The sequence below is a fragment of the Verminephrobacter aporrectodeae subsp. tuberculatae genome, from assembly GCF_026127385.1.
In the GTDB taxonomy this organism is placed as follows: domain Bacteria; phylum Pseudomonadota; class Gammaproteobacteria; order Burkholderiales; family Burkholderiaceae_C; genus Acidovorax; species Acidovorax aporrectodeae.
Window position 1 is genome coordinate 468,515 of sequence record NZ_QZCX01000002.1, and the last position, 24,362, is coordinate 492,876.

Consider the following 24,362-nt stretch of genomic DNA (forward strand, 5'->3'; position numbering starts at 1 on the left):
GGGTACTGCAGTCGCGATGCCCGATGCCGTCACGCCGCTGATGCAGGGGCGAATGATAACGACACTTGTGCCCCGCACACCACGTCATCTTGTGTGCGATTCGACAGATCGATACGGGCGCCGTGTTCATCTGCGATTTTTTTCACCACGGCCAATCCCAGGCCGGTCCCCCGGGGCTTGGTGGTGACGTAGGGCTCAAAGGCGCGTTGCAGAATGTGCGCCGGAAACCCGCCGCCGCAGTCCGAAACCGTCAGCCGCACGCGACGCGAGGACGCGCTCCAGCGGGTGCTGATGCGCACCGGCGGCATGGGCTCCGCGGCGTCGGTGCAGGCTTGCTCGGTGGCGTCCTGCGCGTTTTGCAGGAGGTTGTGAATCACCTGGCGCAGTTGCTGCGCGTCGCCGGCAATCGCGGGGCAGCGGGGGTCCAGTTCGGCTTCCACAGGGACCTGGGCGTTTTCTTCGCCATACAGGTGGAGCAGTTCCGCGACCAGGGTATTGAGGTTCAGCGCATGCAGTTCTGCGGCGGGGAGGCGTGCGTAGTCGCGGAACTCGTTGACCAGCCGTTTCATGGCGTCAACCTGGTCCACGATGGTCTTCACGGACTTGGCCAGGATGGCCTGATCGGGGGCGGGCAGCCGGCCCGAGAGTTTCATTTCGAGCCGCTCGGCGGACAGTTGGATGGGGGTCAGCGGGTTCCTGATCTCGTGCGCCAGGCGCCGGGCCACCTCGGCCCAGGCCTGTGCCCGCTGCGCCGAGACGATTTCCGAGATGTCGTCAAAAACCAGCAATCGGGTCGCGTCGGGCAGTTCGGCGCCGCGGGCGACCAGGCTGGTGGCGTGCTGCCCGGCGCCGACCGAGGACGCATGCAGTTCAAACGGCTGCTGCCAGTGGCCCAGTCCATGGCGTTCCTGGTTTCCCAGAAAGGCGTCGAAATGCCCTTGAACCGCTGCGGCGAATTCGGCCAGGCCGGGTACCTCGGACAGGGCGCGTCCCGCATGAGCCGCCATGGGCGCGCGCAGGATGCGCGTGGCGCCGGGGTTGGACGAGCGGATCAGCCCCTGCGCGTCGAGCACGATGACTCCGGCGGTGAGGTTGTCCAGAATGGTTTGCAGGTTGGCGCGCGCCGCATCCACCGCGCCCATGCTCTGCTCCACGGCTTGGCGGGCGTCGGCGAGTTGCTCGGTCATGAGCGCGAAAGAGCGCGTCAGCCCGCCGAGTTCGTCCTTGCCCTGCAACGAAGCCTTCGGGCCGAGGTTGCCCGCGGCCACCTCGCTCACCCCCTTGGCCAGCACCAGCAGGGGCCGCGCGAGTTGGTTGCCCAGCAGCACGGCGAGCAGCACGGCGCCGAAAACCGCGAGGAACAGGCTGAGCGTGAGCGTGCCCACGTACATGCGGCGCAGGCCGCCGCGCGCCAGGGCGCGCTCCTGGTATTCGCGGTTCGCCTCTTGCACGGTGATTGCGTTGGCCACCAGCGCGGGGGGCAGGGGCAGCGTGGCCTGCAGGTAGCGCGACTCCACCAGCAGGTCCACGCTGGGGCTGCTGATGAGCGCGAGCACCTTGACGCGCGCGTTCTGCGCGGTGGCCGGGTCGGAGACCTCGTCCAGCCCTTCGATCTGCGCCGTGGCACGCTCCTGCCGCACGCTGCGCAGCAGCGCGGCGCCGGGCCGCTCGGGGTTCAGGTTGAAGCGCGACTGCCCGGCGCTGGCCAGGGCCTGGCCTGAGGCGTTCCAGAGCAGCACGTCCGTGGCGCCCAATTGGTCGCGGATCCGTTCGAGCACCAGCCCGGCCGCTGCGTCGGGCACCTGGGTCAGCTGCGCGCCGGCGTTGCGCGTTTGCGTTGCCATGTCTGCGGCCAGGGAGTCGAGCGACACGCGGGCCAGGTTCACACCGGCCGACAAGGCGCCCTCGACCTTCACGTCGAACCAGCTTTCGATGGAGCGCGTGACGAACTGGTAGGACACCACGTAGATCAGCAGGCCCGGAAGCAGTCCGACCAGCCCGAATATGGCCGCCAGTTTGACCAGCAGCCGGCTGCCGAAGCGGCCCTTGCGCAGGCGCACGCCCAGGCGCACGGCGACCCACACCAGCACCGCCAGCAGCAGCAGCGCCACGAGCACGTTCACGCCAAAGAGCCAGGCGTAGTTGCGCTCGTACAGTGCGCGGTTGTTCGTGGCCAGCGTGAGCAGGAACAGCAGCACCATGCCGATGGCCGACATGATCGCGACCCCCACGCCGATGGCCCAGCGCAGGGTGCGCGACTGGCGCAGCGTGGCCTGGGGCGACGCCGGAGTGGGAGGCTCTGCGCTCACTTGGCAGGCTCCGCGGGCAGGCGCTGGCTGCGGGAGACCAGCAGATTCCAGCTCGCACTGCCGACGGCGCCGATCTGCAGGGGGCGCGGGAGTTGGGACATGTCCAGGCGAAACCGGAAATCGACCGTGTGCACGGCGTCGGCCTTGATCGCGTCGGGTTCTGCGATTTTCCAGCGTGCAAAGCGCTGAATGGCCGACAGCGCATCCGCATAGTCGTCAAACTTCTGGACCAGCATCACGCCCAGGCCGCTGTTGCTGAATGGCACGGCAGAGATGCTCAGGCGCCAGCGGCGCGTCAGGGGTTGGTAGCTCAGACGCAGGTACCGCGTGGCTTCGGCGACCAGGCGGCCAGACCAGTACCAGCGGTCACGCAGCACCTGCGCGTCGGCCACGAAGACCATGGGAATGCCCTTGTACAGGGCGTCTTCGACCAGATCGGGCAGATCGAACTGCAAGGTGGTGCCCAGGTAGAGGCCGTCCTCGGTGCGCTCCAACTGGAGTTCGCCGACTTCGGCGGCCGCCGTCTGCGCCACCGCGGCATGCGGGGCCGCAAGGCAGCAGCCCAGCAGCCACAGGCACGCGCAAACCAAGGCCCTGCGGGGCCAATGGCGGCGATTTTTGCAACTGTGTGTAAGAGAGTCCGTCGTGATCACCGGCCAGATTCTCCGGGACAGCCCGGCCTTTGTCCGCCTTGCCGGGAATGAAAATGCCCGGCGAAGGCGGCGCCTGCGCGCCAGTGTTGTGTGCAAGAAACGTTTGCCCCGCGGGGGCGCCCCTGCGCCGGGCGCGTCCCCGCCGGCAGACCGGGCTGCGCGGCAGAGCGGTCCGCGGGGCGATGCGGGCGGCGGCGCTGCGTCATCGGGCGCCTTGTGCGCGGTCGTGCGGGGGCTCGAAGCAGTCACGGAAGGTGAACACCACCGAGGTGAGGAACATGGCGACCATGGTCATGGCCACCCCCACCATGATGCCGCCGGCGACGGATTTGGAAAGCCCCGCGGACACCAGCAGCGACACGGCCAGGCTCCCCCCGAGGGTGCCGAGCAGGAAGACACCGATCCAGCCGAGGCCGTAGACCAGGAAGGCGCGGAAGTTGTGCAGGCAGGCCACGATGCTGAAGAACAGCGCCTTGACCGGTGGCACGCCGTGCCAGTGCACCAGCCCTGGCGCGTGCCAGAACAGCAGCGACAGCACCAAGTACAGCAGCATGGCGAGCCACATGGCCGGGTTTTCGAGCACGTCCTGCGGGGTCAGCGCCCCACCCAGGGTGACCCGGGAAAACTGTCCGCTGTCGAGCAAGTCCACCAGGGCCACGATGCCGAGCAGCCCCACGGCATACAGCGCACCGAGCAGCAGCATGGCGCGCAGCCGCTGGCGGCTGGCGCGAAGCACCCGCAGCAGCAAGGCCGGGGTCGGGAAGTGCCCTTGCTCGGCCTCTGCCGCGGCCACCATCATGGCCAGCGTGGCCAACGGCAGCAGTGCCTGCGTGATGACCGGCCCTGCGAGCGGGATCTCCGCGACCAGCGAGAGGCAGACCATGGTCAGGAAAAACAGCGCCGTCAGCGCCATGGGCTGCCGCCAGAACACCCGCAGGCCAAGCTTCACCCAGGCCATGCCGGTGCGTGCGGGGACGATGTGGAGCTTCATGTGTGCGTTGGAGAGGCAGGAGGGGCCGCGCCCTGGAGGGCCATGGACGCAGGGGTGCGCGGGGCAATGGCGTCGAATTTACCAGTGCGCGCGTCCGGCGGGCGGGGCGCGCAGCAGGGCGGTGGGCGCGGCACCACATCCATGCGCGCCCAAGGCGCTCAGACCCGCACCGGGCGCGCAACGCGCTCGCGCAGCACACGCTCGAAATGGGCGGGGTCGTGCGGCGTGAGCATCGAGGCCTCGCGCGGCAGGTGGAAGTCCCACAGGCGCGAGATCCAGAACCGGAGTGCGCCCGCCCGCAGCATGGCCGGCAGCAGAGCGCGCTCGGCGGCGCTCAGGGGGCGCACGGCCTGGTAGGCGCCGAGCATGCGCGACGCGCGGGCGGCGTCGTGGGCGCCGCTCGCCGGGTCGGTGCACCAGTCGTTCAGGCACACCGCGAGGTCGAACAGCCAGGCGTCCACGCCCGCAAAGTAAAAGTCGAAAACCCCCGTGAGTTCCTCGCCATCGAACATCACGTTGTCCCGGAACAGATCGGCGTGCACCGGCCCCCGGGGCAGGGCGGCGTACGCCGGGCTGGCGGCCACATGGTTCTGGTAGGCGAGTTCCGAGCGCAGCAGCGCCACCTGGGGCGCACCGACGTGCGCCAGCACCAGGGGCGCGGTCGCGTTCCACCACGGCAGGCCGCGCAGGTTCGGCTGGTGGCGGTCGAAGCTGCGTCCGACCAGGTGCATGCGGGCCAGCAGGGCGCCCATGGCGGCGCAATGCGCGCCCTGCGGCGCGAGCTGGCTCTTGCCGCGCAGCTTGTTCACGACCGCGGCCGGCTTGCCGCAGACGCTGTGCAGAAGGTCGCCGTTCCTGTCGGCGCGCGGGTCGGGAACGGGAACGCCGCCCAGCGCCAGATGCTTCATCAGGTACAGGTAGAACGGCAGTTGCCCGGCGCTGAGGCGCTCGAACAGCGTCAGCACGAACTCGCCCTGGTCGCTGGTCAGAAAATAATTCGTGTTCTCGATTCCGCCCTCGATGCCGCGCAGTTCGAGCAATTCGCCCAATTGCAGATGGCACAGCAGCGCGCGCGCATCCTGGGGCGGGACCTCGGTGAAAACGGCCATCGCTTGGGGGGTCGAAGAAGGGTGGGGCAACCGGGAAACGGCACGCGGGAGCGCTGCGGCAGGGGCGCCGCGCGCGGGAGTCAGAAGGTCAGCAGGTTCCAGACGCGCGGGCCGGTGCCGGCCCCGAAGCGGTTGCGCGTGCCATCGGAGGACTGCACTTCGTAGCCGGGCAGGCCGCCGGCCTTGGGCTGCACGGAAATGCGCTGTGTCTGGCCGCCCACGCGCAGCTCATCGACCCGGCTGCCGGCGTCTTCGATCTGGATGCGCTCGGTGCGCTGGCTGGTGCGCCCCGCGGGCGGCGCTGCGCTCGCGGGCGCCGTGCCCCGCGCGGTGTCGTCGGAGGCGAGGTCGGAAGTTTGGGCCGGGGCGGCGGTGCAGACCATGCCGAGCAGAAGAAGGAGGAGGAGGGGAACAGCGCGCATATGGCCGGGGATTGTAGGGCCGGCCGTGCGCGCAGCGCCCGCCCGGCGCGCGCGATCGGCGGACAGGGGGCCGGGCCGTGCACAATCCGCGCATGACCGCCAACAAGACCCTGGTGCTGGTTGATGGCTCCAGCTACATCTACCGCGCCTACCATGCCATGCCCGACCTGCGGGCGATTCCGGGCGATTCGGGCAGCGCTGCCACGGGCGCCATCCGCGGCATGATCAACATGCTGCAGGCGCTGCGCAAGGAGGTGCAGGCGGATTACGCAGCCTGCATCTTCGACGCCTCCGGCCCCACGTTCCGCGACGCCATCTACCCCGAATACAAGGCGCAGCGCGCGCCCATGCCGGACGACCTGCGCGCGCAGATCGGCCCCATCCACGAGGTGGTGCGCCTGCTGGGCTGGACGGTGCTGGCCGTCGGCGGCGTCGAGGCCGACGACGTCATCGGCACGCTGGCGGTGACGGCTGCGGCGCAGGGAATCGAGGTGATCGTCTCCAGCGGCGACAAGGATTTGTCGCAACTCGTGAACGAGCACATCACCATCATCGACACCATGAGCGGCAAGAAACGCGACGTCGCGGGCGTGAGCGCCGAGTTCGGCGTTCCGCCGCGCCTCATGGTGGACTACCAGACCCTGGTCGGCGACTCCGTGGACAACGTTCCCGGCGTTCCCAAGGTCGGCCCCAAGACCGCCGCCAAGTGGCTGCAGGAATACGGATCGCTCGACGCGCTGCTGGCGCGCGCCAGCGAGATCAAGGGCGCGGCCGGCGAGAACCTGCGCAACACGCGGGACTGGCTGCCCACGGGCCGCCGGCTCCTGACCATCAAGACCGACTGCGACCTGTCCGCGGACCTGCCCGACCTGCCCGTGCTCGACGCGCTCACCGTGGCCGATGCGCAAACCGGCGGACTGCGCGCCTTCTATGAAAAATATGGCTTCAAGAGCCTGGCGCGCACGGTTTCGGCCGAGGCCCCGGCTGCGCCCGCCAGTTCCGGCGCGGACGGCGACGACCTGTTTGCCGGGCACGGCGCCAGCGGGGTTGCCGAGGCCGCCCCGCAGCGCCCGGTGGCCTACACCACCATCCTGGACTGGGCCGACTTTGAATCATGGCTGGAGCGGCTGCAGCAAGCACAGCTGGTGGCACTGGACACCGAGACCGATTCGCTCGACGAGATGCGCGCGCGCATCGTCGGCATCTCGTTCAGCGTGCAGCCGGGCGAGGCGGCCTACATCCCGCTGCGCCACGAAGGGCCGGATGCGCCCGCGCAGCTGCCCATGGACGCGGTGCTGGCGCGGCTCAGGCCCTGGCTGCAGGACGGCCAGCGCCACAAGCTGGGCCAGCACGTCAAGTACGACCGCCATGTGTTTGCGAACCACGGCATCGAGGTGCAGGGCTATGTGCACGACACCATGCTGCAAAGCTACGTGCTCGAAGTGCACAAGCCGCACAACCTGGGCAGCCTGGCCGAACGCCACACGGGCCGCCAAGGCATCAGCTACGAAGCGCTGTGCGGCAAGGGCGTGCACCAGATTCCGTTTGCCCAGGTGCCGCTGGACAAGGCGGCGGCCTATTCCTGCGAGGACTCCGACCAGACCCTGGACGTGCACCAGGCGCTGTGGCCGCTGCTGCAGGCGAACGACAAGCTGCGCTTCGTCTACGCGCTGGAAATCGCCAGCAGCGAGGCGCTGTACCGCATCGAGCGCAACGGGGTGCTGATCGACGCACCCACGCTCGCCGGTCAAAGCCATGAACTGGGCCAGCGCATCCTGCAACTGGAAACCGAGGCGTATGCGCTCGCGGGCCAGCCCTTCAACCTGAGCAGCCCCAAGCAACTGGGCGAAATCTTCTTCGACAAGCTCGGCCTGCCCGTGGTCAAAAAGACCGCCACCGGCGCGCGCAGCACCGACGAGGAGGTGCTGGAGAAGCTGGCCGAAAACTACCCGCTGCCCGCCAAGCTGCTGGAACACCGCGGTCTCGTCAAACTCAAGGGCACCTACACCGACAAGCTCGCGCAGCTCGCGCTGCCGCGCACGGGCCGTGTGCACACGCACTATGCACAGGCCGTGGCGGTCACGGGGCGCCTGTCGAGCAACGACCCGAATCTGCAGAACATCCCCATCCGCACGCCCGAAGGCCGCCGCGTGCGCGAGGCCTTCGTGGCCCCCGCAGGCCGCGTGATCGCGAGCGCCGATTACTCGCAGATCGAACTGCGCATCATGGCCCACTTGAGCGCCGACGCTGCGCTGCTGCAAGCCTTCCACGCCGGGCAGGACGTGCACCGCGCCACCGCCGCCGAGGTGTTTGGCGTGTCCGTGGACCAGGTCAGCACCGAGCAGCGCCGCTACGCCAAGGTCATCAACTTCGGCCTCATCTACGGCATGGGCAGCTTCGGCCTGGCGAAGAACCTGGGAATCGAGACCAAGGCCGCAGCGGCCTACATCGACCGTTACTTCCAGCGCTATCCCGGCGTGAAGCAGTACATGGACGACACCAAGGTGGCCGCCAGGTCCATGGGCTATGTGGAGACGGTGTTCGGTCGGCGCCTGTACCTGCCCGAGATCAACTCGCCCAATGGCCCGCGGCGCAGCGGCGCCGAACGCGCCGCGATCAACGCGCCCATGCAGGGAACGGCGGCCGACCTGATCAAGATGGCCATGGTGGCCGTGCAAAAGGAACTGGACGCGCAGCAGCCCGACGTCCAGATGATCATGCAGGTGCACGACGAACTGGTGTTTGAACTGCCCGAGAGCGCGGTGGACTGGGTCAGAACCGAGATCCCGCGCCTCATGGCCGAGGTCGCCGCCCTCAAGGTGCCGCTGCTCGCCGAGGTGGGGGTGGGGCCGAATTGGGAAAAGGCGCACTGAGCCGAATGCCTGAATGGCTCCTGGAAAGGACAAGGGCTCCAAGGGCCCAGCCTGCCTGCATCAGGGTAAAATCACCGGCTGTCCGATTTCACACAGGTGGCAAGCAGGTTTCCTTGGGGCTTGCCACCTGCTTGTTTGCAGCAACCGCGCGGGTGGCGAAATGGGTAGACGCACCAGGTTTAGGTCCTGACGCCAGCAATGGTGTGGGGGTTCGAGTCCCCCCTCGCGCACCACCTCCCCCTGCGCCTGCAAGAAGACTTTGCGGAGCACGGCGCCGCCGTACGGGTGGGCGGCACGATCCACCTTCATTAAAGGAATAACCATGGCCGTTACTGTTGAAACCCTTGACAAGCTCGAGCGCAAGATGACGCTGAGCCTGTCCCGGACCCTGATCCAGACCGAGGTCGACACGCGCCTCAAGCGCCTGGCGCGCACCGTCAGGATGGACGGTTTCCGTCCCGGCAAGGTGCCCATGAGCGTGGTCGCCCAGCGCTATGGCATCTCGGTGCATTCCGAAGTGCTCGGCGACAAGGTCCGTGAAGCCTTTTCCGTGGCCGCGAATGAAGCCAATTTGCGCATTGCCGGCCATCTGCGCATCTCCGAAAAGGAAGGGGCTCCCGAAGACGAAGTCACGTTCGATGCCTTCTTCGAAGTGTTTCCCGAAGTCCGGATCGCCGATCTGGCGGACGCGCAAATCGAAAAGCTGTCCGCCGACGTGCCCGATGCGGCCATCGACAAGACCATCGAGGTCCTGCGCAAGCTGCGCCGCAGCTTCGCCCAGCGCGCGCTCGACGCAGCCGCGCAGGATGGCGACCGCGTGACGGTCGATTTCCAGGGCAAGATCGACGGCGAGCCCTTTGAGGGCGGCAAGGCCGAGGACTTCCAGTTTCTGATCGGCGAAAGCCGGATGTCCAAGGAGTTCGAAGACGCGGTGCGGGGCATGAAGTCGGGCGAGAGCAGGACCTTCCCGCAGACCTTCCCCGCCGACTACCGGGGTCAGGACGTGGCCGGCAAGACGGCAGACTTCCTGGTGACGGTCAAGAAGATCGAATCCGTTCACCAGCCCGAAGTGAACGAAGCCCTGATCAAGTCGCTGGGCGTCGCCGACGGTTCCATGGAGGGCCTGCGCGCCAACGTCAGGAAGAACCTGGAGCGCGAAGTCAAACTCCGCCTGCAGGTGCGCAACCGGCAGGCCGTGATGGAGGCCCTGCTGGTGCGCGCCGAGCTCGATCTGCCCACGGCCAGCGTGCAGGCCGAAATCGCCCGCCTGCAGGAAACCGCCCAGGCCGAATTCAGGCAACGCACCGGCATCAGGATCATGGAGAAGACCGCATTTCCCGAAACCCTGTTCCGTTCCCAGGCAGAGCGCGGTGTGCGCCTGAGCCTGATCGTTGCCGAATTGGCGCGTGTCAACGGGCTGCACCCCGGGCCCGAGCAACTCAGGGCCGTTGTCGAGGAATTGGCCGCCAGCTACGAGAAGCCCGAAGAGGTGGTGCGCTGGCACCTCGACGACCGGCAGCGGCTGGCCAACCTCGCGGCGCTGGTGACGGAAAACAACGTCGCCGAATTCGTATTCACCAAGGCCCAGGTGGTCGAGAAGGCCATAGCGTTCGACGAACTGATGGCGCAAAAGGGCTGATCGGCCCGCGCGGTCGGCTCCGGCGAACACGGGGCCGGGTACGGCATCTCCGCTTGATTGGAAAAAAAACATGAGCGCATTGGACACACAGGGCCTGGGTTTGATCCCCATGGTCATCGAGCAGTCGGGCCGCGGCGAGCGGTCCTACGACATTTATTCGCGCCTGCTCAAAGAGCGCGTGATCTTCCTGGTCGGTCCGGTGAACGACCAGACTGCGAACCTCGTGGTGGCGCAGCTGCTGTTCCTCGAGAGCGAAAATCCGGACAAGGACATCTCGTTCTACATCAACTCCCCCGGCGGCTCGGTGAGCTCCGGCATGGCGATCTTCGACACCATGAACTTCATCAAGCCCGACGTCTCGACCCTGTGCACGGGAATGGCCGCGAGCATGGGCGCCTTCCTGCTCGCGGCTGGCGCCCAGGGCAAGCGCTTTGCGCTGCCCAACTCCAAGGTCATGATCCACCAGCCGCTGGGCGGAATGCAGGGCCAGGCGACCGAGATCGAGATCCACGCGCGCGAAATCCTCAAGACCCGCGAGCAGCTCAACAAGATCCTGGCCGAGCGCACGGGCCAGCCGCTGGAGAAGATTCAGCGCGACACCGAGCGCGACTATTTCCTGTCGGCCGACGAGTCCAGGGAATACGGCCTGGTCGATCAGGTAATCAGCAAACGTGCCTAGCTTTAGCCTAGGATGGCAGCAGGTTCACACGGCGGCGTTTTCCCCTGGGGGACAAACGCCGTTCCCCACTTGGGTTATCAACTCTGACAACTTTCCGTAAAAAGGCACCGCTCCATGACCGAGAAAAAAGGCGCTTCCAACGAGAAACCCCTTCACTGCACTTTCTGCAACAAAAGCCAGCACGAAGTGAAGAAACTGATCGCCGGCCCGTCGGTTTTCATCTGCGACGAGTGCATCGACCTGTGCAATGAAATCATCCGCGACGAAATCCCCGTCGGGGGCCCGGTGCGCGAAGCGCGCAGCGATCTGCCGACGCCGGTGGAGCTCAAGCACAACCTCGACAACTACGTGATTGGCCAGGACATGGCCAAGCGCACCTTGGCCGTTGCGGTGTACAACCACTACAAGCGCCTGCGCCACAAGGACAGGGCGCGCAAGGACGACGTGGAACTGTCCAAGAGCAACATCCTGCTGATAGGGCCCACGGGCTCGGGCAAGACGCTGCTCGCGCAGACCCTGGCGCGCATGCTGAACGTGCCCTTCGTGATGGCCGACGCCACCACGCTGACCGAGGCCGGCTACGTGGGCGAGGACGTGGAGAACATCGTCCAGAAACTGCTGCAAAGCTGCAACTACGAAGTCGAACGCGCCCAGCGCGGAATCGTCTACATCGACGAGATCGACAAAATCTCGCGCAAGTCGGACAACCCCAGCATCACCCGCGACGTCTCGGGCGAGGGCGTGCAGCAGGCGCTGCTCAAGCTCATCGAAGGCACCATGGCCAGCGTGCCGCCGCAGGGCGGGCGCAAGCATCCGAACCAGGACTTCCTGCAGATCGACACCACCAACATCCTGTTCATCTGCGGGGGCGCGTTTGCCGGGTTGGAGAAGATCATCGAAAACCGCACCGAAGCCTCGGGAATCGGGTTTGGCGCTTCGGTCAAGAGCCGGCTGCAGCGCTCGCTGACCGAGGTGTTCGCCGAGATCGAACCGGAAGACCTCATCAAGTACGGCCTGATCCCCGAACTGGTGGGCCGCATGCCCGTGGTGACGGCGCTGACCGAGCTCAGCGAAGCTGCGCTGGTGCAGATCCTGACCGAGCCCAGGAATGCGCTGGTCAAGCAGTACGGCAAGCTCCTGGCCATGGAAGGCGTGGATCTGGAGATCCGCCCCGCCGCCCTGCGCGCCATCGCGCGCAAGGCGCTGGCGCGCAAGACGGGCGCGCGGGGTCTGCGCTCGATCCTGGAGCAATCACTGAACACGACGATGTTCGACCTGCCCAATACCAGCAACGTCGAAAAGGTGGTGGTGGACGAGTCCACCATCGAGGAAAACAAACCGCCGTTGCTCGTTTACCGCGAAGCGGCGAGGACGGCCTGAAATGCCTGCAGCGGACAGCGCGCAAGGGTTGAAAATCGCTGTATCTGGACCATATTCCGCAGCAATACCTTGAGGATTTCCATGCCCGGACACACCCCCCTGCCAGCCATCTCCATCGATCTGCCGCTGTTGCCGCTGCGCGATGTGGTGGTGTTTCCCCACATGGTCATCCCGCTGTTCGTGGGCCGCCCGAAGAGCATCAAGGCGCTCGAGATGGCCATGGTGGCCGAGCGCCGCATCATGCTCGTCGCCCAAAAGACCGCGGCCAAGGACGAGCCCTCGGTGTCGGACATGTTCGACGTCGGTTGCGTCTCCACCATCTTGCAGATGCTGAAACTGCCCGACGGCACCGTGAAGGTTTTGGTCGAAGGCCAGCAACGTGCCCAGGTGGCGTGCATCGGCGACGCGGAAACCCATTTCGTGGCCACCGTGACGCCCGTCGAGGCCACGCCCGACGCCAGCAAGCCGAGCGAGATCGAGGCCCTGCGCCGCGCCGTGATGCAGCAGTTCGACCAATACGTCAAACTCAACAAGAAGATTCCCCCCGAGATACTGACCTCGATCTCCAGCATCGACGACCCCGGCCGCCTGGCCGACACCATCGCCGCGCACCTGCCGCTCAAGCTCGAGAACAAGCAGGCGGTGCTCGACCTCTCCGACGTGAAGGCGCGCCTGGAAAACCTGTTCGGGCAGCTCGACCGCGAGGTTGACATCCTGAACGTCGACAAGAAAATCCGCGGGCGCGTGAAGCGCCAGATGGAAAAAAACCAGCGCGACTTCTACCTGAACGAGCAGGTCAAGGCCATCCAGAAGGAACTGGGCGAAGGCGACGAAGGCGCCGACATCGAGGAGATCGAAAAAAAGATCAAGCTCGCCAAGATGCCCACCGAAGCGCGCAAGAAGGCCGAAAACGAGCTCAAGAAGCTCAAGCTCATGTCGCCCATGTCCGCCGAGGCGACCGTGGTGCGCAACTACATCGACGTGCTCAGCAACCTGCCCTGGAGCAAGAAGACCAAGATCAAGCACGACCTGGTGAATGCCGAGGGCGTGCTCAACGAGGACCACTTCGGCCTCGACAAGGTCAAGGACCGCATCCTCGAGCACCTTGCGGTGCAGCAGCGCGTGGACAAGGTCAAGGCGCCCATCCTGTGCTTGGTGGGCCCCCCGGGCGTGGGCAAGACCTCGCTGGGCCAGTCCATCGCCCGGGCCACGGGCCGCAAATACGTGCGCATGGCGCTGGGCGGCATGCGCGACGAGGCCGAAATCCGCGGGCACCGCCGCACCTACATCGGCGCGCTGCCGGGCAAGGTGCTGCAGAGCCTCACCAAGGTCGGCGCGCGCAACCCGCTGTTCCTGCTCGACGAGATCGACAAGCTCGGAACCGACTTCCGCGGCGACCCCTCGAGCGCGCTGCTGGAGGTGCTCGACCCTGAGCAGAACCATACGTTCAGCGACCACTACGTGGAGGTCGACTTCGACCTGAGCGACGTCATGTTCGTCGCCACCTCGAACTCGATGAACATCCAGCCCGCGCTGCTCGACCGCATGGAGGTCATCCGCCTGTCGGGCTACACCGAGGACGAGAAAGTCAGCATCGCCATGAAGTATCTGCTGCCCAAGCAGCTCAAGAACAACGGCGTGAAGGACGAGGAACTGAACATCACCGAGCCCTGCGTGCGCGACATGGTGCGCTACTACACCCGCGAGGCCGGCGTGCGCTCGCTCGAGCGCGAGCTGTCCAAGATCTGCCGCAAGGTGGTCAAGGGCCTGCAACTCAAGCAGTTCGAGCCGCAGGTGGTGGTGACGGAGGACAAGCTTCCCGAGTTCCTGGGCGTGCGCAAGTACTCCTACGGCCGGGCCGAACTGCAGAACCAGATCGGGCAGGTGGTGGGCCTGGCCTGGACCGAAGTGGGCGGCGATCTGCTGACCATCGAAGCCGCCACCATGCCCGGCAAGGGCGTGATCACGCGCACCGGCTCTCTGGGCGACGTGATGAAGGAATCCGTGGAAGCCGCGCGCACCGTGGTGCGCAGCCGCGCGCGCATGCTCGGCATCAAGGACGAGGCATTCGAGAAGCGCGACATCCACATCCACGTGCCCGACGGTGCCACGCCCAAGGACGGCCCGAGCGCGGGCGTGGCAATGATCACCGCGTTCGTCTCGGCCCTCACGGGAATCCCCGTGCGCGGCAACGTGGCCATGACCGGTGAAATCACGCTGCGCGGCGAGGTCACGGCCATTGGCGGCCTGAAGGAGAAGCTGCTGGCCGCACTGCGCGGCGGCATCCGGACCGTGCTGATCCCCGAGGAGAACGTCAAAGACCTGCAGGAGATTCCGGACAACGTCAAGAGCGGCCTGGAGATCGTCCCCGTGCGCTGGATCGACAAGGCTCTGGAAGTGGCCCTGGCAAGCAAGCCCGTGCCGCTGATCGACGAGGAAGTGGCCGTGGTGGTTGCCGCCGCTGCGGCAGACAAGCCCGTCAGCGCGTCGGTTGCGGCCGATGGTTTGAAACATTGAAGCCACTTCTTGCGCGGGCCAGAAGAAAGGCGCTACAATTCGCGCCTGTCGCAGCCGGCACCGTCCAGGCCAAGCGGCAACATGCGGGAATAGCTCAGTTGGTAGAGCGCAACCTTGCCAAGGTTGAGGTCGAGAGTTCGAGACTCTTTTCCCGCTCCAATAGTTGATCTGCAGACATCCACGGAGGTCTGCAAGTCGTTGAAAACAGGGCCCCTCCGAGGGCCCTGTTTTCATTCACTTCCACTGGCATCCGGGCTGGCCAAGCAAAACGCATTTCCTGTCATGAAAGGAATCAAAAGCGGATTGTGGGACAGCCTGCCAATCGTCGCAGGCTACCTGCCCATTGCCTTCGCCTTCGGCGTCGCCGCAGTTCAGGCGGGCCTGACCCCCGGGCTGGCAACGCTGATATCGGGCATTGTGTTCGCAGGCGGGTCTCAGTTCGTCTTGGTCAGCTTGCTTGCGGCGGGGGGCACGGTCCTGACGGTCGCGCCGACTGTGCTATTGATGAACGCCCGGCATTTGTTGTATGGGCGCCCGATTGCCGATCTTCTGGGAACCGGCAAACGGTCCGTTTCGCCGGTTCTTCTGGCCTTCGGCATGACGGATGAAGTGTTCGCGACCGTTGTTTCACGAATGGAGGGAATCGCGGCTGACGACCGGGAGCATTGGTACGTTGGCCTGCAACTGGGGGCCTACCTGTCCTGGGTTGCAGGAACGATTCTGGGCGCCACGATTGGCGCAGAAGTTCTCGTGCGCTTTCCTGCGCTGGGCGATGGCTTGTCATTTGTGCTGCCGGCATTTTTCTTTGCATTGCTCCTGAGCATGAAAGGACGCGTCCTGTGCTCACCAACCATTGTGGGGGCGCTCGCAACAGCGGGCCTGCTTCTGTGCATACCAGCGGCTGCTGCGATCCCCCTGGGAATCGCAGCAGGGGCCATCGCAGGGTGTTGGTCGCGGAGGGGCAAATGATCGAATTCGATGCAAGGATCTTGACGATCCTGGTCTGTGGGGCTGGAACATTTGGGATGAGGCTGCTCCCCATGTTGTGGCAGCAGCGCAGTGAAACGCGCCATGCGGAACTTCTAAGTCGGCTCTCACGGGCAAGCGGGTCTGCTGCGGTCGCGTCGTTGATGGTGGTAATGCTTTGGCCGATGATCGTTCAAGCAGGTACCCAGCAACTCGCAGCCGTTTTCACCGGGCTGCTCACGACGTGGGGGAGCCAGCGTGTATTTTCTGGCGTGGCCTTGCCAGCGCTGTCGGGTGCCGCAGTTTATGGCCTGGTAAAAGCATGGATCTGATCTTCCTTGGCCACGTGCCCCTCATGGGTTCATGGATTTTGTAAAAAGAACATGATTCAAGGGTTTCCCCTGGGATCACACCGAAAAATATCCATAAAATTACGCAACTTATCGATCGAACCAGCAAGCACCGCCCACCCCCGTGCAAGCGGGTCTTCCCCATGCCCCTCAGGAGATATCCATGACGAAAAGGACGCCACTGCGGTGGTCGCTGACGAGAAAACTGCTGCTTTCCACGCTGCTGGGCGCTGCCGCCATGGGGCTGTCGGCCAAGGAACTGAGCTTTTGGTCGATGTGGAATGAGCCGGAACCCCAGGCCAAGGCCCTGCGCTCGGTCATGGCGGCCTATACCCGGGCGCACCCCGACGTGACGTTCAAAGTCGTGTGGAACGGTCGGCAGAACCAGACCAAGCTGCGCAGCGCATTGCAGGCGGGCGCCAAGGTGGACTTCATGGACCAGGACGGCGACCAGCTCTTTGGCGGCCTGCAGGCCGCAGGCGCCGGGCTGGAGATCACCCAGGACATGGACCCGGCGTTCAAAGACAGCCTGCTGCCCGGCGCGCTGGACATTTACGCGCGCAACGGCAGGGTCTACTCCGTGCCCTACGTCTACAACACCGTCAACTTTTGGTACAACCGCGAACTCATGCAAAAGGCCGGGGCCAGCGTGCCCAAGACCTGGGATGAGTTGCTCGGCCTGTGCTCCGCCGTGCAGAAGGTCGGCAAGAGTGCCTTGGTGATCGAGGGCAATGTGTCGGACTACAACATGCTGTATTTCTCGCACCTGTTGGAGCGTATTTATGGCGCGAACAGCATGGTCCGGCTGTTTGAAGACAAAACCGGCAATGGCTGGACGCAGCCTGGCGTTTTGCAAGCCGTCCAAATGGCGCGTGCGCTGTGGGACAGGGGGTGTATTCCGAAGGACGCGCGGGGTTTTCAGTACCCTGCGGGCCAGCAAACCATTGCCCTGGGCGACAGCATGGGCGCGCTCGTGGGCTCCTGGTTGCCTACGGAACTGAGCGAGAGCGCGGGCAAGGATTTCCCATGGGGCGCGTTCAACTTCCCCGCCGTGAAAAACGGCAAGGGCCAGCAAACCGATTTGCAAGTGGCCTTGCTCTCGATGATGGTGCTCAAGACGGCGCCCAATCCCCGGGAGGCCGTGGACTTCATCAAGTTCGTCGTCGGTGAACAGGCCCAGAAAATCCTGGTCACCGAGGGCCAGGTGGGGGCTACGCGCCGGGCGGTGGCTTGGCCCGCGGCCTTGGCCGACGCGGAAAAATCAGCCCGCGAAGCGACGGCCCTGTCGAATTTCGGGGGCGGCTTGAAGATGCTCTACCCCGATTTCACGGCCACGGTGCTGGCACCGGAGTTCAACAAAATGTTCCTCGGCGAAGGCACGCCGCAGCAGCTGGTGAATACCTTGGCGACCAAAACCAGGGAGTTTTGGGCCGGGAAAAAGTGAAACACGCCAGAGTCCGCTGCGGCTTGGCATTCGAGGGGGCTTCGTGATCAGAGCGCGCATGGTGACGGCGTTTCTGGCACCGGCCCTGCTGCTGTATCTCGGCTTGCTGGTGTTTCCCGCAGGGCAGGCTTTCTACATCAGCCTGTTCAAGACCTCGGGGTTTTCCGACAGCATGCAGTGGGTGGGCCTGGCCAACTACGTCGCGCTGTGGAACGACAGGGTGTTTTGGCTGTCGCTGACGAATATGCTGTTGATCCTCGTGGTCGGCGGCGCCTGCGTATTCGGCCTGGCCTTTGTATTCACCATGCTGCTGAGCTCCGGCCTGTGGGGCAAGAAGCTGTTTCGCGCGCTGATTTTCATGCCGAACGTGATTGCGGTCACCGCCATCACCACCTTCTGGTCGTTCGTCTTCATGCCGCGCTATGGCTTGCTGACGAACGTGCTCAAAGGCCTGGGCCTGGAGCGCTGGGCCAGCGTCTCCTGGACCGCGCCGGAAAATGTGTTTTGGGCCATGCTGGTGGGGCTGGTGTGGGTTTGCAGCGGCTTTTTCACGATCCTGATTTTGGCGGGCGCAGACAAGGTGCCCGCCGACCTGTTCGAGGCGGCGCGCCTCGAAGGCGCAAACCAGTGGCAGATTTTCAGATACGTCACCGTGCCCATGATCTGGGACGTGATCGTGATCACCATGGTGCTGTGGTGCATACAGGCGATCAAGATCATGGAGTTCCCTTACGCCTTTGGTGGACCGAATATTTCGCAGGACCTGTACACGCCCGCGATCTACCTCTACATCATGGGTTTTGGTCAGCGCGAACCGGTCTACGCGCTGGGCTACGCCACCGCGATCGGCGTGGCCATGCTGGCCGTGACCATTGGCGCGGTGCTGGTGCTGCGCGCCGGCCTGCAGCGCGAACCGCTGGAGTTTTGAGCATGGCGCAGCGCAAGCTCAAGCGCGGCCTGGGCCGTGCCCTGGCCTACGCCGTGGTGGGCGCCTGGTCCCTGGCGACCGTGTTCTTCGTGGTCTGGATCTGTTTGGCGTCGCTGAAGAAAACACGCGACCTGTTTGGCCAACCCTGGAGCCTGCCGCGCGACCCGGCGTGGGGCAACTATGTGAAAACCTGGGTCAGCAGCCATTTTGGTGACTATTTTCTGAACAGCCTGTGGGTGGTGTCCGTCTCGGTGCTGATGCTCTTGGTGGTCTGCGTGCCGGCCGCGTACGTGCTGGCGCGTGCGCGCTTTCGGGGGCGCGAGGCCTTGACCAACTTCTTCATTCTTGGCATGGGCGTGCCCATTCCGCTGTTGTTCGTGCCCTTGGTGGTGATCATCACGGCGCTGCGCCTGGGCGACAGCTTGTCGGGTCTGTCGCTGGTGTACGTGGCCCTGTCCGTGCCGTTCACGATCTATGTGCTCACGGGGTTTTTTGCCTCGCTGCCGCGCGAGATCGAGTCGGCCGCAACCATTGACGGCTGCTCGGATTTTCAAACCTTCTGGCACGTGATGATGCCCCTGGCCATGCCCGGCATCGCCACCGTTGCCATATTGAATTTCGTCGGCCTGTGGAACGAATACCAGCTCTCGCTGGTGCTCATCAACAGCCCCGGGAACCGCACGCTGTCGCTGGGCATTTACGCGCTGATTTCTTCGATGCAGTACTCGGGCGGCGACTGGCCGGGCCTGTTCGCCGGCATCACCATCGTGATGGTTCCGACCATCATCCTGTTCGTGCTCATGTCCGAACGCATGATCAGCGGCATCACCATGGGAGGAGTGAAATGACGAGCGCAACCGCCACCACCACGGTGCGTTGGACGACCCGGGCCATGCCCATGTCCCACCTGGGGGCGCCCGACCCCTTGCCGTATTTTGCGCACCAGCAGCCGATACGCAGCAAGCCGACCCCGCCGAACCGGGGGCTGAACGCGCAGGAGTCCGCCCGGGGCTTTGCCTGGGGGGCGGACTCGATCTTGCCGTACCAGGTGCTGGGCGAATACGACCGCGCGCAAGCGCCGGGCGAGATGCCGGTGCTGGAGTTCAGCAATGGCCGCCTGACGGCGCTGCTCGCCCCGCATCTGGGCGGGCGCCTGCTCAGTTTGCGCGATCAGGCCGCGGACCGGGAACTGCTGTTTGCCAACCCGGTGTTCCAGCCCGCGAACCTGGGTTCGCTCAACGCCTGGTTCTCCGGCGGGGTCGAGTGGAATGGGCTGATACCCGGCCACACGCCGGTGAGCTGCTGCGCCGTGTTTGCCGGCGTGGTGCACAGCGCGCGGGGCCCGGTGCTGCGCTTGTATGAATTCGACCGCATCGTCGAGGCCACCTGGCAGATCGACCTGTTTCTGCCCGAGGGCCAGGACCGCTTGTTCGTCCACGGCCGCATCGTGAACGCCGACGCCTGGGAAAAGCAGGCCTACTGGTGGACGAACATCGCCGTTCCCGCGAGCCCGGGGATGCGCGTTCTGAGCCCGGCCGATTACGCGATCGAGCACGTGCTGCCGGGCAACCAGCTCGAGCGCTTCGACTTTCCGGACCCCGCGCGGTTCGACGGCTCCTACCCCGGGAATTGGACCGACGCCTGCTCGGTGTTTTTCCGCACCGAAACGCCGCAACCGCTGTGGATCGCGGCGTTGGACGCGCAGGGCAGGGGCCTGGCGCACGTGGCCAGTGCGCAGATGCAGGGGCGCAAGTTTTTTTACTTTGGCACGGGCCGGGGCGGCCAGCACTGGATGGACTTCCTGTCCCAGCCCGGCCGCGGGCATTACGTCGAGATTCAAAGCGGCATCACGCCCACGCAAAACCAGCGCTTCGCGCTGCCCGCGCACGGCGAGCTGCACTGGACCGAGGCCTACGCCGGTGTGCAGGTGGCGCCCGAACTGGCGCACCACAGCGACTACCAAACGGCGACCCGCGCCGTCGCCCAGGCGGTCCAGGCGCGCGTGGACGCGGAGGACCTCGCCGAGGTCGATGCCTTCCTGCGCGGCGTGTCGGCGCAGGCAGTGACCGAGCGCCTGCACGCGGGGTCGGCCTGGGGCATGCGCCACGAGCAGCTGACCGGGCAGGCGCTGGCGCCGGGGCTGGACTTTGCTTGCCCCTTGCAGGGCCAGCAAGGTCCGCAAGGCCAGCAAGACCCGGACCCGTGGGATGAACTGCTGCACAGCGGCCGCTTCAGCGCCGCCAGCCTGGAGCGCATGCCGCAGACCTGGGTCACGTCGCCCCGCTGGTGCGCCGCGCTGGAGCGCAGCGCGGATCGGCATGGCGATACTTGGTTGCACGCGCTGGCTCTGGGAATGGCGGCCCACGACCGGGGCGATCTCGCGCAGGCGCGCAAGGGCTACCAGCGTTCGTTGAACCTGCGGCCGACCTGGCTGGGGTATCGCCAGAGGGCCCTGGTGGAAACCAACGTGGGTGCGCGGGAGATCGCCTACGACGCGGCCTGGCACTCGCCCGGGGTCCCCCTGGTCCTGGCGGTGGAGATCGCCAACGACATGCTCGACACGGGCCGCGTGCGCGCGGCCCATGCGTTTCTCGGCGGCCTGACGTCCGCCGTGCAGGCGCTCGATCGCGTCCGTCTCGCGCAGGCCCGGCTGGCGGCCGAGACGCAGGACTGGCCGCTGCTCGCGCACTGGCTCGAGCGCCCCTTTGCCACCGTGCGCGAGGGCGAGAGCCTGCTCGACACGCTCTGGACCTGCTTGCAGCAAGGCCTGTGCAAGGCCGAGTTGGCCGAGCGCTGGAGCGAGGCCGCCTGGCAGCAGTGGCAAGCGCGCCACCCGCTGCCCGCGCACTTGGACTTTCGCATGCAGGGCCAGGGCCAGGGCGCGCAGCCTGCAACCGATTCAAACGCGGAGCACTCCCTTCATGGCCAGCGTTGAACTGCAAAACATCCACAAGGCGTATGGCAGCGTGGACATCATCAAGTCCTGCAATCTGCAAGTGCACGAGGGCGAGTTCATCGTCCTGGTGGGGCCATCGGGCTGCGGCAAGTCCACGCTGCTGCGCTGCATCGCAGGGCTGGAGCCGGTGAGCGGCGGCCGGCTGCTGGTGGACGGCGAGGACCTGACCCACGCCGCCCCGGTCGAGCGGGGCGTGGCCATGGTGTTTCAGTCCTACGCGCTGTACCCCCATATGACGGTGGCGCAAAACATCGGCTTCGGTTTGAAGATTGCCGGGGAACGCAAGGAGGCGATTGCCGCCCGGGTGCGCGAAGTCGCCGCCCTCCTGCACCTGGACGCATTGCTCGAGCGCAAGCCCAAGGCCCTTTCAGGCGGACAGCGCCAGCGGGTGGCGATTGGCCGGGCGCTGGCGCGTAAGCCACGCATCTTCTTGTTTGACGAACCCCTGTCGAACCTGGACGCGGCGCTGCGCGCCGAAATGCGCGTGGAACTGGCCAAGCTGCACCAGGAGCTGGGCAACACCATGATCTACGTGACCCACGACCAGGTCGAGGCCATGACCCTGGCCACGCGCATGGTCGTGATGCAGGCCGGTGTGGTCGAGCAGGTCGGAACGCCGCTGGAACTGTTCAACCGGCCCGCGACCCGCTTCGTCGCAGGATTCCTGGGCCAGCCGACGATGAATTTCATCCGCGTGCAAACCAGCGACTGCACCGCCGGGCGCAGCCGCTTGTTGTTCGCCGGGGACTCTTGCCTGGACCTGGACGCGCGCGTCAACCCCGGCGCAGCGCAGGCACTGGAAGTGGGGGTGCGCCCGGAGGACTGCCGGCTCAGCTGCGACGCGCAGGCGTTGGACCTGCGGATCGAAGTCGTCGAGCAACTGGGCAGCGACACCATGGTGCATGGGCACTTGGTCGATGGCCAGCGCATGACGCTGCGCCTGCCAGGCCAAGCCCGGTTCAAGCTGGGGCAGCAGGTGGGCGTTTCGCTCGTGGCCGAGCGCGTGATCTTGTTCGACGCGCAGGGGCGCAACCTGGCCCCGCTCGAGAAACCCGCATGACGCCGCTAACCCCGACCCGCTCCCTGATGGAGACCATCAGCGCCGAGCAGGGCAACATCAGCACCGCGTTCAAGCGCATCAGCCGCTACCTGCTGCAAGCGCCCGCGGACTTCATGCACAAGTCGATCCAGGAAATAGCCGCCGCAGCCCAGGTCAGCGAGCCCACGGTGCTGCGCTACAGCCGCCACTTTGGCTACAAGGGAATCCCTGAATTCCGCATTGCCTTGGCCATGTCGCTGGTCAACCGGGCCAAGGCCCCCGCGGAGGGTCCCCTCTTCGTAGAGCCCAACCTGGCCGACAAAGCCGTGGTCAACCGCGATCTGAAGCACGCCATCGGCAAGGCGGCGCTGCCGTTGCTGGAGCAGGACCGGGCCATCATCCTGGACTCGGGATCGACCACCGCGATCTTTGCGCGCCAGCTGCGCGAGGTCGCCGGGCGCACCATTTTGACCACCGGCTTGAACGTCGTCGAAGCGCTCTGGGGGGCCACGCAGCACACCCTGATGCTGCCCGCAGGGACCTTGCGCGTCGAGTCCAAATCCCTGAGCGGGCGCATGGTGGAAACCACGTTGCAGAACATGCGCTTTGACACGGGTTACTTTGGCGCGGACAGCATCGACCCCGACGCCGGGCTGAGCACCTTCAACGAGGCCGAGGCGCACCAGGGCGCTGCGATGATGGGCGCCTGCACGCGCGTGGTGGTGCTGGCCGATTCGAGCAAATTCACCTCGCCCGCGCTGCACCGCATTTGCGTGCTCGACCGCATCCACACCATCGTCACCGATACCGGCTTGCCGCTGGACATTGCCAACGCATTGAGCGCGCGCGGAACCCGGGTGATTCGCGCCGACCCTGCATCAACCCCCGCCTGAATCCATGACCCCTACCCCCCCCACCCCTGACGGCAGCTGCGCCGCAGAGGCGCACACCGCGCTACGGCAGTGGCACACCTGGCGTGAAATCCATGCGCAGCCCGCGGTCTGGCGCGCCTGGGAACCCCGGCTGGCGCAGCAGCTGTCCGCGCTGCAGGCCTGGTTGCAGCAGGCACGGCACGCGGCCGTGTGGTTCTGCGGTGCTGGCAGTTCGGCCTTCATCGGCGAGGCCCTGGCCAGCCATCTGAACGCGCGCAGCGCCACACCGTGCGGCCGCGCGGGGGCTGCGACCGCGCGCTACCGTGCGCTGGCGACGACCGACCTGGTGGCGCAGCCCCGGCATTTTCTGCCCGCAGACCTGCCCGGCCCCCTCCTGGTGGTGTCGTTCGGGCGCAGCGGCAACAGCTCCGAGAGCCTGGGCACGTTGGACGCGCTGGACGCATTGGCCCCCGACGCCGACCGCTTGCACATCACCTGCAACGCAGCCGGCGCCCTGGCGCTGCGCGCTGTGCCCGGGCCGGGCGGATTGCGCACGCTGGTCCTGCCCGCGCAGACCGACGACGCCGGCTTTGCGATGACCTCCAGCTTCACCACCATGCTCCTGAGCGCCTTGGCCTGCTTCGACACCGCGCCGCCGCAGCCCCTGGCGCAGCTGCTGCCCCGGCTGGCCGACGCGGCAGCGAACGTCTTGCAAGCCCTGCCGGCCTGGGCCGACCGGCCCGACCAGGGCCGCCCCGAGCGCGCCGTGTTCTTGGGCAGCGGCCCCTTGCTCGGCATTGCCCGCGAATCGGCGCTGAAGGTGCTCGAACTCAGCGCCGGCGCGGTGGCGACGCAGTGGGACTCCACGCTGGGCTTTCGCCACGGCCCGAAAGCCTTCGTGAACGCCCACACCCGGGTGCACGTGCTGGTCTCGGCGGACCCGCACACCCGGCGCTACGACCTGGACGTGGCGCAGGAGATTCGCCGCCAGTTTGGCGCGGCTGCGGTGTGCACCATCGGCCCGGCCGCGGCGCAGTGCGACGTGGTGCTGCCGACGGCGGAGCATGCCGGCTGGAGCCTGGTGTTGTACGCGCTGTTCGCGCAGTACATGGCCATGCACTGGTCCCACGCGATGGGGCTGAACGTGGACAACCCGTTTGCCAGCGGCAACCTGACCCGGGTGGTCAGCGGCGTGACGCTGTACCCCGTGCCGGCGGACTGACCCCGGGAGCACG

Annotated in this window: 19 protein-coding genes and 2 tRNA genes; 16 read left to right on the top strand and 5 right to left on the bottom strand. The window is 66.1% G+C overall.

The window, feature by feature from the left end; genetic code table 11:
- Window positions 1–29: 29 nt before the first annotated feature.
- From D5041_RS10100 to D5041_RS10120, 5 genes are all read right to left on the bottom strand, one after another.
- On the bottom strand, window positions 30–2,309 hold the full coding sequence (locus D5041_RS10100; RefSeq protein ID WP_265284640.1) for a sensor histidine kinase: 2,280 nt from the start codon (window positions 2,307–2,309) through the stop codon (window positions 30–32).
- Window positions 2,306–2,899, bottom strand: a complete 594-nt coding sequence (locus tag D5041_RS10105) for a DUF4390 domain-containing protein (protein ID WP_265257464.1) — start codon at window positions 2,897–2,899, stop codon at window positions 2,306–2,308. Before D5041_RS10105 ends, D5041_RS10100 begins: the two co-directional genes overlap by 4 nt.
- Window positions 2,900–3,164: 265 nt before the next feature.
- Window positions 3,165–3,953, bottom strand: coding sequence for a BPSS1780 family membrane protein (locus tag D5041_RS10110; RefSeq protein WP_265281581.1), 789 nt, complete (start codon window positions 3,951–3,953; stop codon window positions 3,165–3,167).
- A 158-nt stretch (window positions 3,954–4,111) separates the two neighbouring features.
- Entirely contained in the window at window positions 4,112–5,062 is a 951-nt protein-coding gene (locus tag D5041_RS10115; RefSeq protein ID WP_265284641.1) for a homoserine kinase, read from the bottom strand.
- Window positions 5,063–5,142: 80 nt separating this feature from the next.
- The gene (locus D5041_RS10120) at window positions 5,143–5,484 is read right to left on the bottom strand and encodes a hypothetical protein (RefSeq protein ID WP_010101652.1); all 342 of its coding nucleotides are present in this window, start codon (window positions 5,482–5,484) and stop codon (window positions 5,143–5,145) included.
- Between the two features lie 92 nt (window positions 5,485–5,576).
- Here D5041_RS10120 and polA point away from each other — a divergent pair, with 92 nt between their 5' ends.
- From polA to D5041_RS10200, 16 genes are all read left to right on the top strand, one after another.
- Window positions 5,577–8,357 carry a DNA polymerase I gene (gene polA, locus D5041_RS10125; RefSeq protein WP_265284642.1) on the top strand — a complete coding sequence of 927 codons (2,781 nt, stop codon included), beginning with the start codon at window positions 5,577–5,579 and terminating at the stop codon, window positions 8,355–8,357.
- A 146-nt stretch (window positions 8,358–8,503) separates the two neighbouring features.
- A tRNA-Leu gene (locus tag D5041_RS10130) sits at window positions 8,504–8,590 on the top strand.
- A gap of 89 nt (window positions 8,591–8,679) precedes the next feature.
- Window positions 8,680–9,996 carry a trigger factor gene (gene tig / locus D5041_RS10135; RefSeq protein ID WP_265257459.1) on the top strand — a complete coding sequence of 439 codons (1,317 nt, stop codon included), beginning with the start codon at window positions 8,680–8,682 and terminating at the stop codon, window positions 9,994–9,996.
- 70 nt (window positions 9,997–10,066) lie between these two features.
- Window positions 10,067–10,675, top strand: coding sequence for an ATP-dependent Clp endopeptidase proteolytic subunit ClpP (gene clpP / locus D5041_RS10140; RefSeq protein WP_010103004.1), 609 nt, complete (start codon window positions 10,067–10,069; stop codon window positions 10,673–10,675).
- 114 nt (window positions 10,676–10,789) lie between these two features.
- The gene (clpX, locus tag D5041_RS10145; RefSeq protein ID WP_010103001.1) at window positions 10,790–12,055 is read left to right on the top strand and encodes an ATP-dependent Clp protease ATP-binding subunit ClpX; all 1,266 of its coding nucleotides are present in this window, start codon (window positions 10,790–10,792) and stop codon (window positions 12,053–12,055) included.
- An 81-nt stretch (window positions 12,056–12,136) separates the two neighbouring features.
- Window positions 12,137–14,572, top strand: a complete 2,436-nt coding sequence (gene lon / locus D5041_RS10150; RefSeq protein WP_265257458.1) for an endopeptidase La — start codon at window positions 12,137–12,139, stop codon at window positions 14,570–14,572.
- An 83-nt stretch (window positions 14,573–14,655) separates the two neighbouring features.
- Window positions 14,656–14,731 (top strand) — tRNA-Gly (locus D5041_RS10155).
- Between the two features lie 123 nt (window positions 14,732–14,854).
- On the top strand, window positions 14,855–15,541 hold the full coding sequence (locus tag D5041_RS10160) for an AzlC family ABC transporter permease (RefSeq protein WP_265284643.1): 687 nt from the start codon (window positions 14,855–14,857) through the stop codon (window positions 15,539–15,541).
- Window positions 15,538–15,870 (top strand): AzlD domain-containing protein, encoded by a 333-nt coding sequence (locus tag D5041_RS10165; protein WP_265284644.1) that lies wholly within the window; start codon window positions 15,538–15,540, stop codon window positions 15,868–15,870. Before D5041_RS10160 ends, D5041_RS10165 begins: the two co-directional genes overlap by 4 nt.
- Window positions 15,871–16,051: 181 nt before the next feature.
- Entirely contained in the window at window positions 16,052–17,332 is a 1,281-nt protein-coding gene (locus D5041_RS10170) for an ABC transporter substrate-binding protein (RefSeq protein WP_265257455.1), read from the top strand.
- Window positions 17,333–17,375: 43 nt separating this feature from the next.
- A complete protein-coding gene (locus tag D5041_RS10175) occupies window positions 17,376–18,260 on the top strand; it encodes a carbohydrate ABC transporter permease (RefSeq protein WP_169315378.1) in 885 nt (294 codons plus the stop codon).
- A 2-nt stretch (window positions 18,261–18,262) separates the two neighbouring features.
- On the top strand, window positions 18,263–19,108 hold the full coding sequence (locus tag D5041_RS10180) for a carbohydrate ABC transporter permease (RefSeq protein ID WP_010102992.1): 846 nt from the start codon (window positions 18,263–18,265) through the stop codon (window positions 19,106–19,108).
- The gene (locus D5041_RS10185; protein ID WP_265284645.1) at window positions 19,105–21,195 is read left to right on the top strand and encodes a DUF5107 domain-containing protein; all 2,091 of its coding nucleotides are present in this window, start codon (window positions 19,105–19,107) and stop codon (window positions 21,193–21,195) included. Before D5041_RS10180 ends, D5041_RS10185 begins: the two co-directional genes overlap by 4 nt.
- A complete protein-coding gene (locus D5041_RS10190) occupies window positions 21,182–22,276 on the top strand; it encodes an ABC transporter ATP-binding protein (RefSeq protein WP_010102989.1) in 1,095 nt (364 codons plus the stop codon). The genes D5041_RS10185 and D5041_RS10190 overlap by 14 nt, the downstream gene beginning before the upstream one ends.
- Window positions 22,273–23,148, top strand: coding sequence for a DeoR/GlpR family DNA-binding transcription regulator (locus tag D5041_RS10195; protein WP_265284646.1), 876 nt, complete (start codon window positions 22,273–22,275; stop codon window positions 23,146–23,148). The genes D5041_RS10190 and D5041_RS10195 overlap by 4 nt, the downstream gene beginning before the upstream one ends.
- 4 nt (window positions 23,149–23,152) lie before the next feature.
- On the top strand, window positions 23,153–24,349 hold the full coding sequence (locus tag D5041_RS10200) for an AgaS family sugar isomerase (protein ID WP_265284647.1): 1,197 nt from the start codon (window positions 23,153–23,155) through the stop codon (window positions 24,347–24,349).
- Window positions 24,350–24,362 lie beyond the last annotated feature (13 nt).

What these genes read in the sequence shown, in the direction of transcription:
- D5041_RS10200 (WP_265284647.1), top strand. Translation starts at nt 23,153, where the DNA reads ATGACCCCTACCCCCCCCACCCCTGACGGCAGCTGCGCCGCAGAGGCG.
- D5041_RS10195 (WP_265284646.1), top strand. Translation starts at nt 22,273, where the DNA reads ATGACGCCGCTAACCCCGACCCGCTCCCTGATGGAGACCATCAGCGCC.
- tig (WP_265257459.1), top strand. Translation starts at nt 8,680, where the DNA reads ATGGCCGTTACTGTTGAAACCCTTGACAAGCTCGAGCGCAAGATGACG.
- D5041_RS10160 (WP_265284643.1), top strand. Translation starts at nt 14,855, where the DNA reads ATGAAAGGAATCAAAAGCGGATTGTGGGACAGCCTGCCAATCGTCGCA.
- D5041_RS10180 (WP_010102992.1), top strand. Translation starts at nt 18,263, where the DNA reads ATGGCGCAGCGCAAGCTCAAGCGCGGCCTGGGCCGTGCCCTGGCCTAC.
- clpP (WP_010103004.1), top strand. Translation starts at nt 10,067, where the DNA reads ATGAGCGCATTGGACACACAGGGCCTGGGTTTGATCCCCATGGTCATC.
- clpX (WP_010103001.1), top strand. Translation starts at nt 10,790, where the DNA reads ATGACCGAGAAAAAAGGCGCTTCCAACGAGAAACCCCTTCACTGCACT.
- D5041_RS10185 (WP_265284645.1), top strand. Translation starts at nt 19,105, where the DNA reads ATGACGAGCGCAACCGCCACCACCACGGTGCGTTGGACGACCCGGGCC.
- D5041_RS10190 (WP_010102989.1), top strand. Translation starts at nt 21,182, where the DNA reads ATGGCCAGCGTTGAACTGCAAAACATCCACAAGGCGTATGGCAGCGTG.
- D5041_RS10110 (WP_265281581.1), bottom strand. Translation starts at nt 3,953, where the DNA reads ATGAAGCTCCACATCGTCCCCGCACGCACCGGCATGGCCTGGGTGAAG.
- D5041_RS10165 (WP_265284644.1), top strand. Translation starts at nt 15,538, where the DNA reads ATGATCGAATTCGATGCAAGGATCTTGACGATCCTGGTCTGTGGGGCT.
- lon (WP_265257458.1), top strand. Translation starts at nt 12,137, where the DNA reads ATGCCCGGACACACCCCCCTGCCAGCCATCTCCATCGATCTGCCGCTG.
- D5041_RS10170 (WP_265257455.1), top strand. Translation starts at nt 16,052, where the DNA reads ATGACGAAAAGGACGCCACTGCGGTGGTCGCTGACGAGAAAACTGCTG.
- D5041_RS10120 (WP_010101652.1), bottom strand. Translation starts at nt 5,484, where the DNA reads ATGCGCGCTGTTCCCCTCCTCCTCCTTCTTCTGCTCGGCATGGTCTGC.
- polA (WP_265284642.1), top strand. Translation starts at nt 5,577, where the DNA reads ATGACCGCCAACAAGACCCTGGTGCTGGTTGATGGCTCCAGCTACATC.
- D5041_RS10115 (WP_265284641.1), bottom strand. Translation starts at nt 5,062, where the DNA reads ATGGCCGTTTTCACCGAGGTCCCGCCCCAGGATGCGCGCGCGCTGCTG.